At 55.3% G+C, this 16,292-nt stretch carries 11 protein-coding genes; 7 read left to right on the top strand and 4 right to left on the bottom strand.

The window, feature by feature from the left end:
* Window positions 1–183: 183 nt before the first annotated feature.
* Both ACT3TF_RS00175 and ACT3TF_RS00170 read left to right on the top strand, forming a co-directional pair.
* Window positions 184–660: a Dps family protein gene (locus tag ACT3TF_RS00175; protein ID WP_192536089.1), complete on the top strand. Its 477-nt coding sequence runs from the start codon at window positions 184–186 to the stop codon at window positions 658–660.
* A gap of 139 nt (window positions 661–799) precedes the next feature.
* Window positions 800–1,984 carry an MFS transporter gene (locus ACT3TF_RS00170; RefSeq protein WP_441684158.1) on the top strand — a complete coding sequence of 395 codons (1,185 nt, stop codon included), beginning with the start codon at window positions 800–802 and terminating at the stop codon, window positions 1,982–1,984.
* Between the two features lie 115 nt (window positions 1,985–2,099).
* Here ACT3TF_RS00170 and ACT3TF_RS00165 read toward each other — a convergent pair whose 3' ends face one another.
* Both ACT3TF_RS00165 and ACT3TF_RS00160 read right to left on the bottom strand, forming a co-directional pair.
* Complete coding sequence (locus ACT3TF_RS00165) at window positions 2,100–3,566, bottom strand: aminoacyl-histidine dipeptidase (protein WP_441684157.1); 1,467 nt, start codon at window positions 3,564–3,566, stop codon at window positions 2,100–2,102.
* Window positions 3,567–3,593: 27 nt separating this feature from the next.
* Complete coding sequence (locus ACT3TF_RS00160) at window positions 3,594–5,810, bottom strand: tRNA(Met) cytidine acetyltransferase TmcA (RefSeq protein ID WP_444671359.1); 2,217 nt, start codon at window positions 5,808–5,810, stop codon at window positions 3,594–3,596.
* Between the two features lie 393 nt (window positions 5,811–6,203).
* Between ACT3TF_RS00160 and dctP the strand changes: the two genes are divergently transcribed.
* From dctP to ACT3TF_RS00140, 4 genes are all read left to right on the top strand, one after another.
* Complete coding sequence (gene dctP / locus ACT3TF_RS00155; RefSeq protein WP_441684155.1) at window positions 6,204–7,307, top strand: TRAP transporter substrate-binding protein DctP; 1,104 nt, start codon at window positions 6,204–6,206, stop codon at window positions 7,305–7,307.
* A 64-nt stretch (window positions 7,308–7,371) separates the two neighbouring features.
* The gene (locus tag ACT3TF_RS00150) at window positions 7,372–7,875 is read left to right on the top strand and encodes a TRAP transporter small permease subunit (RefSeq protein ID WP_096278090.1); all 504 of its coding nucleotides are present in this window, start codon (window positions 7,372–7,374) and stop codon (window positions 7,873–7,875) included.
* Window positions 7,872–9,206: a TRAP transporter large permease gene (locus tag ACT3TF_RS00145; RefSeq protein WP_192536081.1), complete on the top strand. Its 1,335-nt coding sequence runs from the start codon at window positions 7,872–7,874 to the stop codon at window positions 9,204–9,206. Before ACT3TF_RS00150 ends, ACT3TF_RS00145 begins: the two co-directional genes overlap by 4 nt.
* A gap of 168 nt (window positions 9,207–9,374) precedes the next feature.
* Window positions 9,375–11,060 carry an ABC transporter permease gene (locus ACT3TF_RS00140; protein ID WP_444671358.1) on the top strand — a complete coding sequence of 562 codons (1,686 nt, stop codon included), beginning with the start codon at window positions 9,375–9,377 and terminating at the stop codon, window positions 11,058–11,060.
* 10 nt (window positions 11,061–11,070) lie between these two features.
* On the opposite strand, the gene ACT3TF_RS00135 is transcribed toward ACT3TF_RS00140, so the two are convergent.
* Window positions 11,071–12,174 carry an ABC transporter ATP-binding protein gene (locus tag ACT3TF_RS00135; protein WP_192536079.1) on the bottom strand — a complete coding sequence of 368 codons (1,104 nt, stop codon included), beginning with the start codon at window positions 12,172–12,174 and terminating at the stop codon, window positions 11,071–11,073.
* A gap of 225 nt (window positions 12,175–12,399) precedes the next feature.
* Here ACT3TF_RS00135 and ACT3TF_RS00130 point away from each other — a divergent pair, with 225 nt between their 5' ends.
* Window positions 12,400–13,425, top strand: a complete 1,026-nt coding sequence (locus tag ACT3TF_RS00130) for a Fe(3+) ABC transporter substrate-binding protein (RefSeq protein ID WP_192536078.1) — start codon at window positions 12,400–12,402, stop codon at window positions 13,423–13,425.
* 82 nt (window positions 13,426–13,507) lie between these two features.
* On the opposite strand, the gene polA is transcribed toward ACT3TF_RS00130, so the two are convergent.
* Window positions 13,508–16,282, bottom strand: coding sequence for a DNA polymerase I (polA, locus tag ACT3TF_RS00125; protein ID WP_444671357.1), 2,775 nt, complete (start codon window positions 16,280–16,282; stop codon window positions 13,508–13,510).
* Window positions 16,283–16,292 lie beyond the last annotated feature (10 nt).

The raw sequence follows: 16,292 nt of genomic DNA, 5'->3' as shown, positions 1-16,292 counted from the left end.
CAGGCCTTGAAAAAATCAATGGCTGCCAGCATTTAGTAATCAGTCACAGGCAGCCGACACAGACGTAATGTCGTGGCGCTATGGAAGCGATACATAAAACCTGTTTTGCATCGCGTCCAATACGCTCTATGCTGCATATCACGCATTAACCGCCGCGCCAGCGGCACCGATAGGGAGCAGGATATGACAGACACCAATAGCATTGGCCTACACGAAGGCAGCGCTAGCCAGCTCGCCGAAAAGCTTAACCATCTGCTGGCCAACTATCAGATTTTTTACATGAACGTACGTGGCTATCACTGGAACGTCAGGGGCAGTGACTTCTTCGAACTCCACGTCAAATTTGAAGAGTATTACACCGATCTACTGACCAAGGTCGATGAAGTCGCCGAGCGAATTTTGACTCTAGGCCACAAGCCAGTACACGCCTACAGCGACTACATAAAGCTTTCGAACATTCAGGAAGAAAAGGATGTTCACGACGGCAAAACCTGCGTCAAAGGTGTTCTGAAAGGCTACCAAACGCTCATTGAACTGCAGCGTGAACTGCTAGCCCTAGCGTCGGACGCCGACGATGAGGGCACGGCCTCTCAAGCCGGTGATTACATCCGTGAGCAGGAAAAAACCATTTGGATGCTGAACGCTTACTTGAGTAAATAAGTGGTTAAATAACCGCCCAGCAATAGGTACGTCAAACGGCACCCACTAAGGGTGCCGTTTTTATGTTTCTAAGCAAGCAATATTAAGCCAGCGCTTTAGCTATTCACTTTTAACGCCCGTGACACGGCAGGAAATTTTCATGCCCCTCGTTGTTTATATTCTTGGACTAACTATCTTCTCACTGACCACATCGGAATTCATGGTCGCGGGCATGATGCCATCGCTGGCAGCAGCGTTTGATATTTCGCTAGAGCAGGTCGGCTCTCTCATCTCAATGTATGCCTTTGGCATGGTGATTGGCGGGCCACTGCTAACCGCTGGCCTGCTCAAACTTCGTGTGCCCAACAAATCGGCGCTACTTTGGCTGCTAGCGCTGTACGCCGCCGCGCAGTCTATTGCCGCGTCGACAGACAGCTATACGATCATGACATTAGCGCGCATCGCGACAGGCGTGGCGGCATCAGCCTGTATCGGCACCGCGTTATCCATCTGTGCAGAGGTCGTCGCTGTCGAGGCACGCGGACGCGCTGCTTCAATCGTGTTGGGCGGGTTAATGCTAGCGGCAGCGCTGGGCGTACCTATCGCCACACTGATTGATCAGAATGTAGGCTGGCGCGCCAGTTTCTGGCTCGTGGTGGCGCTCACGGCGCTATGTGCCGTTGCCATTAGCATTCGAGTGCCGCTATCTAAATCGTCAGCCCCCATTGGGCTGAGCAAGGAGTTGGCCGAGTTTAAGAATGGCCACTTGTGGTCTGCCTATGCCACCAGCGCCTTCATTATCGGCGCGACATTCGCAGCTTTCAGCTATTTCACACCAATCCTGACAGAAGTAACCGGGTTTTCCATAACGGCCATTCCTTGGCTGCTTGGCATGTATGGCGTCGCTAATATCGTCGGTAATGCAGTGGTGGGTCGCTACGCGGATAAGCACACGTATTCGGTAATGGTTTGCGGGCTATTGCTGCTGATCACGGCACTGGTGGCGTTTTCGCTGCTAGCGCAAAGCGCCACGGTCAGTATTATGATGATCATTTTAATCGGGCTGGTGGGTGTCACAATGAACCCTGCCATGGTGGCACGGGTGATGAGAACGGCCCGGCCGGGCACGCTGGTCAACACGGTGCATGCATCGGTAATCAATATTGGCTTGGGAATGGGCGTTTGGCTAGGTGGTCTCGGCATCAGCGCAGGCTATGGCCTGCTTTCACCGCTTTGGGTCGGCACACTGCTGGCCGTTCTTGGGCTACTTAGCCTGTTGCCCTATGTGGCACGGCGCGGTAGCAATAGCCAGCCATCTCAATCAGCGCTTGGTAAGCAGGCATAGCGTCCTTTTAACGATAGCGACATCGGCCTCTAACGTTTCAAGCCCTTGGGATAAACAACACCAAGGGCTTGAAATAGGCCATCTTTATACACGTATCTTTATACGCTTCAGCGCGTTATTTAGCTTCGGCAAGATCCTCAATCAACGCCCGCAGCATCAGCCAGAACTCTTCCACCGACGCAAGCTCTACCCGCTCATCCGGTGAGTGGGCACCGCGAATCAGCGGCCCAAACGAGATCATATCTAGATGCGGGTACTTGCTGCCCAAAATGCCGCATTCGAGCCCTGCGTGAACTACCTTTACCTCTGGCTCGCGGCCCAGCAGCGCCAAATGGCGTGCGTTGAACGTCGCCAACAGCTCGCCATCTGGATTAGGCGCCCAGCCGGGATAGCCATTTTCAACTTTCACCCGCGCCCCAATGAGCCCAAACAGCGCATGAAAACGGTCGCCCATGGCAATGACCGCGCTGTCGTGCAGTGAACGCACCAATGCACAAAGATGTAGCCGGCCGTTTTCCAGGCTTAACACGCCAAGATTATTGGAGGTTTCTACCACGCCTGGCACATCGGCACTCATTCGCTCAACCCCACAGGGAGCGGCATGCAGCGCGGCCAGCAGCATTAAGCTAGCATCTAAGGTTAACGGCTCAGCAGCAGGTGTTTCCTTCACACGCTGGGCGCTGATTTTAAGACCGCTGTCACCACTCCCAAGCTCTCTCAGCAGAATAGTTTCAAGCCCGGCGATAGCGACCATGGCCGCATCGACTTCATCGCCAGGCAGCGCCACCTGGGCAAACGCTTCGCGAGGGATCGCATTGCGCAAAGTGCCACCGTGATAGCTTATCAGGCGTGCATCAAACGACTCTAGAGAGCGCAATACTCTGATTAATAGACGGTTAGCGTTGCCCAGCGGTTTATGGATATCAATGCCGGAATGGCCACCTTTTAAACCGGTCAGCGCAATGCTAATCACTTGCTCATGATCATTCACGGCAGCGCTGGGTAGCTGAGCATCCACTTCAACATCAGCCCCGCCAGCACAGCCAATATAGACCTGGCCGCGATCTTCGCTGTCCAGGTTGAGCAGTAGCGAACCCTCTAACCAATTCTCGGCTAGATTCAACGCCCCGCCCATGGAGGTTTCTTCCTCCAAAGTGAACAGGGCTTCCAGCGGCCCATGGCGTAAATCGGGGTCTTCTAGCACGGCAAGCATCGCCGCTACGCCCATACCGTTATCAGCGCCTAGGGTGGTGCCATCGGCGTGCAGCCAGCCGTCGGCAACATAGGTGCTGATTGGGTCGCGAGTAAAGTCATGCGCATGGTCGCTATTCGCTTGCGCCACCATATCCAGGTGGCCCTGAAGCACTACGCCAGGCGCCTGTTCGCAGCCTGGAGAGGCGGGTTTACGTATGCGTAAATTACCAAAGGTGTCACGGTCATGAGCAAAGCCTTGCGCATCGGCCCAAGCCTCAAGAATGGCGACAAGCGCCGCTTCATGCCCAGACGGGCGCGGCGTATTACAAAGCGTTCGAAAGTGGCGCCAAACGATAGTGGGCGCCAGTGCTTCAAGATGTGCGTTCATGATGACTCTTCGTTATAGGCAACCGGCCTACTTTACCGGTTCAATGAGTGTATGCACAGCGATGCGTAAGGCTTGAACTGCCTCGCCATGAGCCTTCGCCTGCGATCGATTTTGAAATGCCCATGCGGCCAATTGGTGGTGCGCGAGCTGTTGCGAATCCGTTAAAACGCAGCGACTGGCTTCGCGCGCCAGGGCCTGTAACGCCGCTCGTGTAAGCACAGGATCGCGATGAGCCAAGGCCACATCGTCTATATCTTGCCAATCACGCGCACTCAGCGCCGCGGCAGGCAATGCAGCGAGCAGCAGCGCAACCATTGATGCAGGCAGCGTGTTAAGTTCAAACGCCAACAGGCCTAAAAGCCCTGCCTGGAAGCGCGCGCTAAGGTCAGCCAGCACATCCTCTCCCTGCTCATTCAGCGCCTTGGCGACCATCACGGCAAACTCACCGGTCGAGGTCTCGCGGCTAATACCCAAGCGTACCGGGATGAAACCTTGCGCCAGCCAAAATTGCAGCAGCGATGCCTCAGCGCCAAAAGTGGCCCCATACAGCGCCACGCCCTGCTGTCTCGCGGCGTTCATATCTGCCTGTAGCAGCGCTTGCCCCAACCCTTGGCGGCGCCGTTCGGGATGAGTGGCAAGACGCACCACCCGACGCCAGCGAGCGGTCAGCGCCGCGCGGCTACCCGTGTGAGTAGCGAGCGACTGAGCTAACAGATGCCCCTGCGGCCGACGCTGGCCGCGGGCGACCTGGTCAGCAAGGCCCGCCTCAAAACCGCCCTCCTCGCGAGTAACCAAGACAGCCTGCGGCTCGCTAGCCTGTTCGATAGTACGCAGTTCAACACCCGGGCCATCAAGCAGTTGACGTAGGTCGTTAGGCGACGTGCGATAGTGCGACTGCACCAGTAGCCCAAACAGTTTTTCCAGCCTAGCGTCTTGCTGAGCAAGCGCGTCGCGATCAACAACCGTGGTTATTTCAGCACTTTGTTGCGCCTGTGCGATAGGCAGCGGCGCTTTTAACAGCAGCAGTCGGTTGACCAAATCCTCCAGCGGATCATTGATACGCCAACGAATGGGCGTTTCAAGCGTCAGCGCCTTCCACGATGGAGTAAGTCGATCTAGCGTGGTACGAAAGCGCAGCGCGAAGCCGCGCCCAGAACCCTCGTAGCCATGCACCGTGGTCGCAAACGCAATCCGTGGAAAAGCGCCAAGCCACTGGCCCAGCAACGCAGCAGGAATGGCCGCCGCCTCATCTACTAGCAAATAGCTGCCATCGCCGCCCTGCTGCTGCGCACTGATCTGCTCGGTTAACGCATCCGGCGCTAGATAAAGCAACTCGCTGCCCTGAGGTAGCACAAAGTGACCCGGGGCAACGCGACTGCCGCCCGGGCAAAGAGCCACTACGCGTTCAAACACGCTCTCGACCGAGCTAAGGCGCGGCGCGGTGAGCACGACCGTACGGGGCTTATGAGCGAGCAGCCTAGCGCAGGCAACCCCCAGCGCCGCACTTTTCCCACGCCCACGGTCAGCGGTCATCACCAGCGGTCGGCGGCGTTTCAGGCCGACTAACGCCCTAACAGCCTGCGCCTGATCAGCCGTCAAGCAGTCGCTATCGCCACTGAGGTAGTCATTATTAGCGTCATTGTGGCTATCCTCATTGCCATGAACGTTACGTGCGGGTAAACGGGGCAAATGCAGCGCGCTGCCCGCACGCCAGCACACGATCTGATCAGAGGCCTGCAGCTGGCGTGCTAATCGGGCAAGATAATGACAGCTGAGATCTTCCCAGCGCAGCGGATGGTCCGCGAATCGGGCGTAGTCTGGGTCGGGTGCCTGCCCCCATGGCTGTGGCGTGATCAGCACCAGCAAACCACCGGCGATGAGGGTTCCAGACAGTGCTCCCAGCGCCTCAGGATCAAAGCCGGTGCCATGAGTATCAAGCACGACTAACTGATGCTCAGCCCCCAGTCGCGTGCGCGCTTTACGAGGTGAGAGTACCGGCGAAAAAGCAGACGACTCACATTGGTTCGTCTCTTTGTCGCTGCCTACCCACACCGGCGCCTGCCAAGGATGGGCCTGCCACAGCACCCGCGCGAGATGCCGACACTGCTGGGCATCGCCGCTTAACCAGACCAGCTGACGCCAATGCCTGTGGGCTAAACGCCGGGTGTGATGAACTAACGTCGCCACTTTGCGTAGCTGCTGGCCATCTAACGCGCGACTATCTGCCTGTGTTTCTGCACCCACCGTTATTCCCTTTTCTATTTGCCGCCATCGCTTCCCATAGCGTCACCCCGTCAAACCCGTCGCCGAGCCTCTCATGGCGGGGCTCTAACTTACAACTTTGGTTGCATGATTCGGCTCATTTCAACGCTGACTCACTACTTGAACCTTGTCATGTCAACTTAAAAACAGAGGCAATCTATTATTTAACAGATGCTTAGCTATTTTATTAGCACAAGACTTAATCGAAACCTCTTAATTAACTGATATTGCATCGCAGCGGGATGAGTGTGCTAGTTTAGCGTTGCAGCGCTAAAATCTTTTTGTTTACGTAAACGTAACCTTTGCTACGCTGCACTTTCCTGCATCCAGGTAACAAACACTAATAACGCCTTACGCCAAACCAGGAAATACATCATGAAAAAAACCACAAAATTTGCCCTCAGTGGCCTTGCCGCTGGTATCGCTTTCGCTGCTTTCACCGCCACCGCCCAAGCACAAGAAGAGTGGACGATGACCTCTACCTGGCCGGAAAACCTTGATTTGATCAAGATTGACCAGCACTGGGCCGAGCTGGTCAATCAGTTGGCGGGTGACGAACTGCAAATCAACTTCCGCGCGGGCGGTACATTAATGCCCGGCACCGAAGTATTTGATGCCACTGAAACAGGCAGCATTGAAGCGGCTGGCGACTGGCCGGGCTACTGGGCAGGCTTAAACCCCGCCTTCTCACCGCTAGCGACGACGACCAGCCTGTTTAATGGCGTTGATTACCTTAACTGGATTCAGCAATGGGGCGGCCGCGAGTTGTACGAAGAGATCTACGGCCAGTTCAACATGATCTATCTTCCCTACGGCATTACTAACAACGAATCTGGCTTTATGGGCCGCACGCCAATCGAAAGTATCGCTGACCTTGAAGGCAAGCGCCTGCGCCTATCGGGTCGCGATCAGGGTCGCGTGCTAGAAGAGCTGGGGGGGTCACAAGTCACGCTTGCCGGTGGCGAAGTGTATCAAGCCATTGAGCGTGGCGTCATTGATGCTGGCGAGTTCTCGACTCCGGGCGTTGATTTTAAGGCTGGCTTCGCAGAAGTCGCTGACTACTGGGCAACGCCAGGCTGGCACCAGTCCGCTAGCGTGTTTGGCGTAATGATCAATAAAGATGCCTGGGACGCGCTTTCAGAAGACACGCAAGAGAAACTGCGCATTGCTGCAGATGCCACCATGGCATGGTCACTTGCTTGGTCTGAGCGCCAGTCAACCGAAGCCACGCAGAAGTTTATTGATGCGGGCGTAACGATTAACCAGTTCTCTGAAGAAGACTTGGCACGCATTCAGGAAATTACCAACGACGTTATTCTACGCGGTGCTTGTGAGAATGCTGACCATGCCAAAGTGTATCAATCAATGATTGCTTATCTTGAGCACTACGCCACTTGGCGCGACGTATCGGCGCCCTTCAACATGAGCCGAGTGATGGACAATCTCCCGTCACTGGAAGAAATCGAAGCCTGCCTATAAGACGCTTATGCACCGCCTCGGTTTTGCTGAGGCGGTTTTTTTGTGCTGACTGCGGAGATCTTCCATGAATGCGATTGCCAAGGCGATCGATGCCATCAACGAGGCGTTTGGGCGCATCATCGCACCGCTGATTGCCATCATTACCCTCATCGTTCTTTACGATATTGCCTCACGCTTTCTGTTTGGTCGGCCCAGCGACTGGGCGTTTGACGTTACCAAGATGCTATTTGGTGCCCACTTTATGCTGATGGCAGCCTATGGGCTACGCCATCATGCACATGTTGAAGTTGACGTTTTAAAGCGTCTGCTGTCGCGTAAGAAGCAGGCGGCACTTGAAGTACTGGGCTATCTGATTTTCTTTGTGCCTTTTAGCTGGATGCTGATCACGCTGGGCTGGAGCTTCTTTGAACGCGCCTGGAGCCGCGGTGAAACCACGTATGGCATGATCTCAATTCCCGTCTATCCAATCAAAGGGGTGATTGTGGTGGCCGCCGTGCTCATTCTGCTGCAGGCGATTGCCATTGTGCTGCGTGCCATCATGCAGCTTCGCGAGGAGACATCAGCATGAACTTAAGCCCTGAATTACTCACGCTGGTGATGTTTGGCGGCCTGCTGGTCGGGCTATTTATGGGTCATCCACTAGCGTTCGTGCTTGGTGGCGTGGCTGTTATTGGCGCTTTTTTGGGCCCTGGTGAACGCATACTTGGCACTCTAATCAACAATATCTTCGGTAACGCCATGGACAACTATGTGCTGGTGGCGATACCGCTGTTTATTTTGATGGCGAGGTTTTTAAACGACTCGGGCGTCACCGAGAAAATGTTTGACGCCATGCGTCTGCTGCTCGCAAACCTGCGCGGCGGCTTAGCGCTAACCGTGGTCATTGTGTCGGTTTTGCTCGCGGCGACCACCGGGATTGTTGGCGCCTCTATTGCAGTAATGGGCATGATCGCCTTGGTGCCCATGCTGAAGTATGGCTACAACAAAGAACTTAGCGCGGGCGTCATTATGGCCAGCGGCTGCTTAGGCATATTGATTCCGCCTAGCATCATGCTGATTTTGATGGCGAGCTACTCACCGGTCTCGGTGGGCGCACTGTTCGCGGGCGCGCTAATTCCCGGCTTGTTGCTGGGGGTGATGTATGCACTTTACGTGCTGATCATCTGCTATTTCAAGCCACACTATGGCCCTAAAGTACCGGCAGAAGAGCGCGCAGCAGTCAGCACAAAACAGCTGCTTATCATGTTGGCAAAGTACGTAGTGCCGCCGATGTCATTAATTCTCGGGGTGCTAGGCGCTCTCTTTACCGGCATTGCCACGGCCACCGAGGCGTCGGCAATCGGTGTATTTATCGCCTTCATTCTGTTTTTGATCTTCGGTGATCGCAAAATATCCACCTGCTTCTGGACCATGGTGGAAGCCGGCAAAACCACCACCATGGTGATGCTGGTGCTGGTGGGTGCCACGGCCTTTACGGGTGTGTTCTCCCGCGGTGGCGGCATGACAGTGATCAGCGATTTAGTCATGGCGATGCCTGGCGGCACCGTTGGCGCGCTCATTCTTATGCTGTTCCTGGTATTTATTTTGGGCATGTTCTTGGACTGGACTGGGATTGTGCTGCTGAGCTTCCCGATCATGCTACCCATTGTCGACGCAATGGGCGTGGATATGCTGTGGTTTGTGGTAATGGTGGCGGTCGTACTCCAGACCTCGTTCCTCACCCCGCCCTTTGGCTATGCGCTGTTCTATTTAAAAGGCGTCGCACCGCCCGGGGTCGAAATCGTCGATCTGTATAAAGCGGTTGTGCCCTTCGTCGCGCTGATCCTGTTGGCCTGTTTACTCATGTCATTCTTCCCTTGGCTGATTACCGGATTACCAAACATGATGCTGGGCTACTAGCCTTCCCGTTAACAAACGTGCATTTAAGAGCCCGCTTCGGTGGGCTTTTTTGCGTCAAGGGCAGGAGGTAACGCGCAGCCGCTAACGGCTAGTGCTACTATTCACAGCCGTCAGTGATTCGCATTAGGCGGTTACTGGACTAATACTGCTACTGCAAGGAGTGTGCGCTTGTTCAGATCCGGCTATCGCGGGCTATTCGCTTTTTCCTCTTCGCTTAGCCATCGCGCCACTCCTTGGTCGATAGCACTGATCGCCGTTGCCTTCGTCGTTGCGCTGCCAGTACTGGTAGTGTTTGCTCATATCGTGATGCCTACCGATGGCGTTTGGCAGCACTTAGCCAGCACCGTGCTAGGCCGCTATCTCAACAACACTTTTTGGCTGGTGGTGACGGTAGGCCTGGGCACGTTAATTATCGGCACAGGCACTGCATGGCTGGTGGTTATGTGCCGCTTCCCTGGCAAGCGCTGGTTTGAATGGGCGCTGCTGCTGCCTCTGGCCGTACCCACCTACGTCATTGCCTACGCCTATACCGATTTCCTGCAGTTTGCGGGCCCCTTACAAAGCATGCTGCGCGACATGTTTGGCTGGGGATATGGCGACTATTACTTTCCCAACGTGCGCTCGCTAGGCGGTGCGGCGACGGTGATTACGCTGGTGCTTTACCCTTACGTCTACCTGTTGGCGCGCGCCTCTTTCTTAGAGCAATCGGTATGCGTATTGGATGTGGGCCGCACACTAGGACGCGGCCCGTGGAAGCTGTTTGCGACCGTCGCGGTACCGTTAGCACGCCCGGCGCTAGTGGGCGGGGTATCACTGGTGCTAATGGAAACGCTGAATGAATTCGGGGCGGTCCAGTTTTTTGGTGTCGATACCTTTACCACCGGCATTTACCGCACCTGGTTTGGCATGGGCGAGCAGGTCGCCGCGGCTCAATTAGCGGCCTGCTTGCTGACGTTTGTGATTATTCTGGTGCTGCTGGAGCGCTGGTCGCGGGGCAAACGACGTTATTTTCATACCACCAATCGCTACCAGCAGCTGCCCGAATACGCGCTGCGCGGCTGGGGAGCCCTGGGAGCGACGCTGGCATGCCTGCTGCCCGTGTTGATCGGCTTTTTACTGCCCAGCGGTATTTTGCTGAATTTAGCGTTAAACGGGGGGGATTCTCAGTGGGGCACACGCTTTATCGGCTACGCCTGGAATAGCTTGGGCCTGGCCACAGTGGCCGCGCTTATCGCCGTGGGCTTAGCCGTTGTGTTGAGCTATGGCGTGCGCATGCACGACACGGCGTTTGCACGCGTGGCGTCCAGAGTAGCCTCCATGGGCTACGCGATTCCTGGCTCCGTCATTGCCGTGGGTATTCTGATTCCCTTTACCTGGCTGGATAACGTCCTTAATACGTGGCTTCACAGCCACTACGGCTACATCATCGGCTTAGTGTTTAGCGGGTCGGCGTTTATCCTGCTATACGCCTACGTGGTGCGCTTTTTAGCCGTCTCTTTCAATGCGGTTGAGGCAAGCCTGGGCAAGGTCACGCCGAGTATGGATGCTGCCTCACGCACCCTTGGCCAAACGGCAGGCGGCACGCTGCGGCATATCCATACGCCAATGATGCGTAGCAGCCTGCTGGCGGCGGGTATTTTAGTCTTCGTGGATGTAATGAAGGAGCTGCCCGCGACGATTATTCTGCGCCCATTCAACTTTGATACGCTGGCAGTCAGGGCACATAATCTAGCATCCGACGAACGACTTGCCGAAGCCTCGACTTCGTCGCTGGCGATTGTGGTGGTGGGTATTCTGCCGGTTATCCTGCTCAGTATGGCCATGCGTCGCTCACGCCCTGGCGCTAAGCACTGATTGCAATGCTTTAAGCCTTGAGCGGGAAAACAAATACTTGAGAAAGATCGAGGTGAATGTCCACCGGCTGCCCCTCTGCGGGCAGAAACACCCCAGGTACTCTGGCGTGAAGATGCGCCTCACGGCCGCTATCATCATGCGCGCATAGGTGTAAGAGGCTCGTTCGCCCCAGCAGCTTCGACATCACCACATGGCTATGGCGGTGTGCTTCAACGGGAAGATTACGCTCAACAATGTGCAACGCCTCGGGGCGTATCATGATCTGCACAGCGCTGCCTTCAGCTAACCCATTGGCAGGCACCCGCCCTACCGGCGTGCTCACGAAGCCATTGTGCACTCTGCCCTTCAGCTCATTCACATCACCAAAAAAGGTCACCACAAACGGATCTTGAGGCGTGCAATAAAGCGCTTGCGGCGTCCCTGTCTGCACAATCTGACCATCGCGCATCAAGGCAATACGGTCTGCCATAAACATGGCTTCTTCGGGGTCATGGGTCACCAGCAGCGTGGCCGCGCCCACTTTTTTCAACACATGCAGCGTATCGTCGCGAATACGGTCTCTTAGCCGCGCATCTAAACTTGAAAATGGCTCATCCAATAGCATTAGGCGAGGCGATGGTGCCAGCGCCCTTGCTAGCGCTACCCGCTGCTGCTGCCCGCCGGAAAGCATGTGCGGATAGACATCAACATACTTCGCCATACCCAGCTGTTCGAGTAGCTGCGTGGCACGCTCACGGCGCTGTCGAGACGCCAAATGTTTCAGCCCAAAGGTCACGTTCTCCAGCACGCTGAGGTGTGGAAACAGCGCCGAGTCCTGAAACGCCAAGCCTACATTGCGCTTTTCCGGCGGCAGATGACGCTGGCCCGGCATAGCAATATAGGTATCGTCTAAAGTGACGCTGCCCTCTTGCAATACTTCAAGCCCCGCAGCAATACGTAGCAGCGTGGTTTTCCCGCATCCAGAAGGGCCTAAAAGGCATACCACTTCACCCGGCGCGACGCTCAGGTCAACGCCTTTCACAACCGTATGGCCATCATAAGCATGGCGCACATTGTGAAGGGTTAACGCTGTCGAGTGAGACGCTGCCTGGGTTACCTTCAGAGTTGCGGTCATAAATCATCACTTTGCAGGTGAGCACGTCGCGCCGATAAATGCCTAAACGCGGATTCAATACATTTGAAAGCTATTTGCATTCTATTTTTAATCACAACCAGATGCACGCTTCCGCCTTAATCAAGGCGTGACTGGCATTTCTCTTGACGGACGTTAGCTAAAAGCGCTTCAATGCAGCCCGACGCTAATGAAACTTATTATCATAAACATTTGGGATTCTTGGTGATGAAAAAAGTACGTCTAACGGCTTCTGTAGCCGCCATTATGGCTGGCTCTGCCTTTACGAGTAGCGCTCTTGCTGACGCGGTCAACATTTACTCCGCTCGTCATTACGATTCTGATGAAATTCTTTATAAGGCGTTCACTGATGAGACCGGCATTGACGTAAACGTGTTGGAAGGTGACTCCGATCAGCTGATGGAGCGTATGCAGCGCGAAGGCATTGCCAGCCCGGCTGACGTAATGCTGACGGTTGATGCCGGCCGCCTATGGCGCGCCGAGGAAGATGGACTTTTCCAAAGCGTTGATTCTGACGTGCTCAATGAGCGTATCCCAGCATCCATGCGTGATCCTGAAGGCTTATGGTTTGGTTTTAGTCAGCGTGCACGGGTGATTTTATACAACCGTGAAAACTTCGACCCCAGCCAGCTGGAAAGCTACGAAGACCTTGCCGACCCGCAGTTTGAAGGCCAAGTGTGCATCCGCTCTTCAAACAATATTTACAACCAGTCGCTGCTTGCCTCGATGATTGAACATCACGGCGCAGAAGGCGCGCAAGAGTGGGCGCAGGGCGTTGTGAATAATATGGCGCGTACGCCTGAAGGCGGCGATACCGACCAAATTCTAGGCGTGGCCAGCGGCGAATGTACCCTAGCCGTGGCTAACCACTATTACTATGTACGCCTGCTCCACTCCGATGACGAGGCAGAGCGCGATGCCGCCCGTAAAGTGGGGGTTATATTCCCTAATCAAAATGATCGCGGAGCGCACATTAACGTGGGCGGTGCGGGCCTAGTGGCCAATGCCCAGAATCCTGAAAATGGCATTCGCTTCTTAGAATTCCTCGCCTCTGATACTGCTCAGGAAGTGCTTGCCGAGCGGAACTATGAGTTCCCGGTCGTGGCTGGCGTTAAAAAAGACCCGGTGCTCGAATCATGGGGCGACTTCAAAAAAGACGACCTAAACATGAGCGTGCTGGGTGAAAACAACCCTGAAGCCATCCGCATCTTTGATCGCGTCGGCTGGCGTTAAACGCTAAACATTACGTTAATACCTAATACCCCCGCAGCCTAGGCTGCGGGGGTATTGCGTTTAACGTCACATGCGCATCAACTTAGTGTGCCTCATCCCAGTTAGCGCCGCTTGCGGCTTCTACAATCAGCGCCACTTTTAGCTTGGCTGCGCCCTGCATACGCGCTTGAACCTGCTCGATAAACGAATCAACCTGCTTCTCGGCCACTTCAAACACCAGCTCATCGTGCACCTGCATCACCATCAGCGCATCAAACTCGCCTTCCGCTAACCACGCATCCACATCAATCATGGCCTGCTTGATAATATCGGCGGCCGTGCCCTGCATCGGCGCATTAATCGCGGTGCGCTCAGCGCCTTGGCGGCGATTATGGTTCTGCGAATGAATCTCCGGCAGATACAGCCGTCGACCCAGTACAGTTTCAACAAAACCATCTTCAGCCGCCTGGGCGCGAATGCGCTCCATGTAACGGGCTACGCCCGGGTAGCGGTCAAAGTAGCGATCGATGTAGGTCTGAGCCTGGTTGCGATCAATATGCAGCTGGCGCGAAAGCCCCCAGGCGCTCATCCCATAGATCAGCCCAAAGTTTATCGCCTTGGCGCTGCGGCGCTGGTCACCGGACACTTTCTCAAGCGAGATACCGAACACTTCCGCCGCCGTGGCGGTGTGGATATCACGCCCTTCGGCAAATGCTTCTAGCAGCCCTTTATCTTCTGAAAGGTGCGCCATAATGCGCAGCTCAATTTGCGAATAGTCGGCGGCCACAATGCGATAGCCGGGCCGGGCAATGAACGCCTGGCGGATTTTGCGACCTTCTTCGGTACGAATAGGGATATTTTGTAAGTTGGGGTCTGACGATGACAGACGCCCGGTCGCGGTAACCGCCTGGTGATAGCTAGTATGTACTCGCCCGGTGGCTTTATTGAGCAGTCGTGGCAGTTTATCCGTGTAGGTGGATTTCAGCTTAGCAAGGCCACGATGCTGCATGATGACTTTGGGCAGCGGAAAATCCAGCGCCAGCTCTTCTAGCACGCCTTCAGCAGTCGAAGGCGCACCTTTAGGCGTTTTCTTGAGTACCGGGATCTTCTGCTCTTCAAATAAAATCTGACCCAGCTGTTTGGGCGAACCCAGGTTAAACTCACGCCCGGCAAGCTCAAATGCCTCGCGCTCTAACTCACGAATACGCTGATCAAGCTGCTGGCTCTGTTCATGAAGGCGCTCGGCATCCACTGCCACACCGTTGCGCTCGATGCGTGAGAGCACTTTGATTAACGGCAGCTCGATATGATCGAGCACGTCTGCCAAGCGCCCTTCGCTCTCAACCTGAGGGCGCAACGCTTCTTGCAGCCGCAGAGTAATGTCCACATCTTCACAGGCGTAAGGCGCTGCCTGCTCTAAGGCAATCTGGTTAAAGGTCAGTTGCTTGGCACCTTTACCGGCAATTTCCTCAAAGGAAATGGTCTTTTCGCCTAAATACTTCAGCGCCAGCGAATCCATGTCATGGCGCGTGGCGGTGGAGTTGAGCACATAGGAAGCCAGCATGGTGTCGGCAAACGGCCCCGCGACGGAAATAGCATAGTTAGCCAGCACGGAAATATCGTACTTAAGATTTTGGCCAATTTTGGTCTTACTAGGATCTTCTAACAGCGGTTTGAGAGCGGCCAGCACCGCCTTTCGATCAAGCTGTGCTGGGGCATCTAAATAGTCATGGGCAAGCGGAATGTAGGCCGTCTCACCCGCTTCCAGGGCTAGGCCAACGCCGACAATTTCTGCATCCATGTAGTTGAGACTGGTGGTTTCCAGATCAAAACAGAATCGCTCAGCTGTGTTTAGCCGCTCGAGCCAGCGTTCAAAATCCGCCTGCTCGAGAATAACCTGATCATCACGCGGAGCACTGGCACTGTGTGCGTCGCTCGCGGTCTCCTCAACGCTTGAGGGCGCTGGCTCACCGCCCTTAACGTCAGCGATGCCGGCGTCTTTGCCTTCCAGTAATTCGCTCAGCCACTGGCGAAATTCCATCTCTTTATACAGCGTCACCAGCGCTTCGCGGTCTGGGTGCGCTATATCCAAATCATCCAAGCCCACCGGCAGCTCGCAGTCGACTTTAATGGTCGCGAGCTGATAGGAGAGAAACGCCTGTTCACGGTGCTCTTCAAGCTTCTTAGGCAGCGTCTTCGCGCCCCGGAAAGTCAGCGTGGCTACCCGCTCTAAATCAGCGTAAATAGTATCCAAACCGCCGCCCATGCCTTGCAGCAGGCCAATAGCGGTTTTTTCACCCACGCCAGGCACACCGGGAATATTATCGACCTTGTCTCCCATCAGGGCGAGAAAGTCGATAATCAGCGCAGGCGGCAGGCCGAACTTCCCTTCCACGCCGGCCTCGTCTAGCGTTTCATCCTTCATGGTATTGACCAGCGTGATATGAGCATTGACCAGCTGCGCCATATCTTTATCGCCAGTCGAAATCACCGCATCGCGACCGGCCTGAGTAGCGTGATGCGCCAGCGTACCAATTACGTCATCGGCTTCGACGCCTTCAATGCACAGCAGCGGCAGCCCCAGGGCTTTCACGCAGGCGTGCAGCGGCGCGATTTGACTGCGTAAATCGTCGGGCATAGGCGGACGATGGGCTTTGTAGTCGCTGTACATGTCATCGCGGAAGGTTTTTCCCGGGGCGTCGAACACCACCGCCATAGGGCTTTGCGGGTAATCTTTGATTAGCCGCTTGAGCATATTCAGCACGCCTTTTACCGCGCCGGTGGGCTGGCCCGTAGCGGTCGTGAGCGGCGGTAGCGCATGAAACGCACGGTAAAGATAAGAAGAGCCATCGACGAGAACGATTGGAGCGCGAGCCATAACCAAGTTC

The sequence above is a fragment of the Halomonas sp. AOP25-F1-15 genome, from assembly GCF_052378675.1.
GTDB classification, from domain to species: Bacteria; Pseudomonadota; Gammaproteobacteria; order Pseudomonadales; family Halomonadaceae; genus Vreelandella; species Vreelandella casei.
Note: the sequence above shows the minus strand (reverse complement) of the source record. Positions and strands in the feature narration are given on the sequence as shown.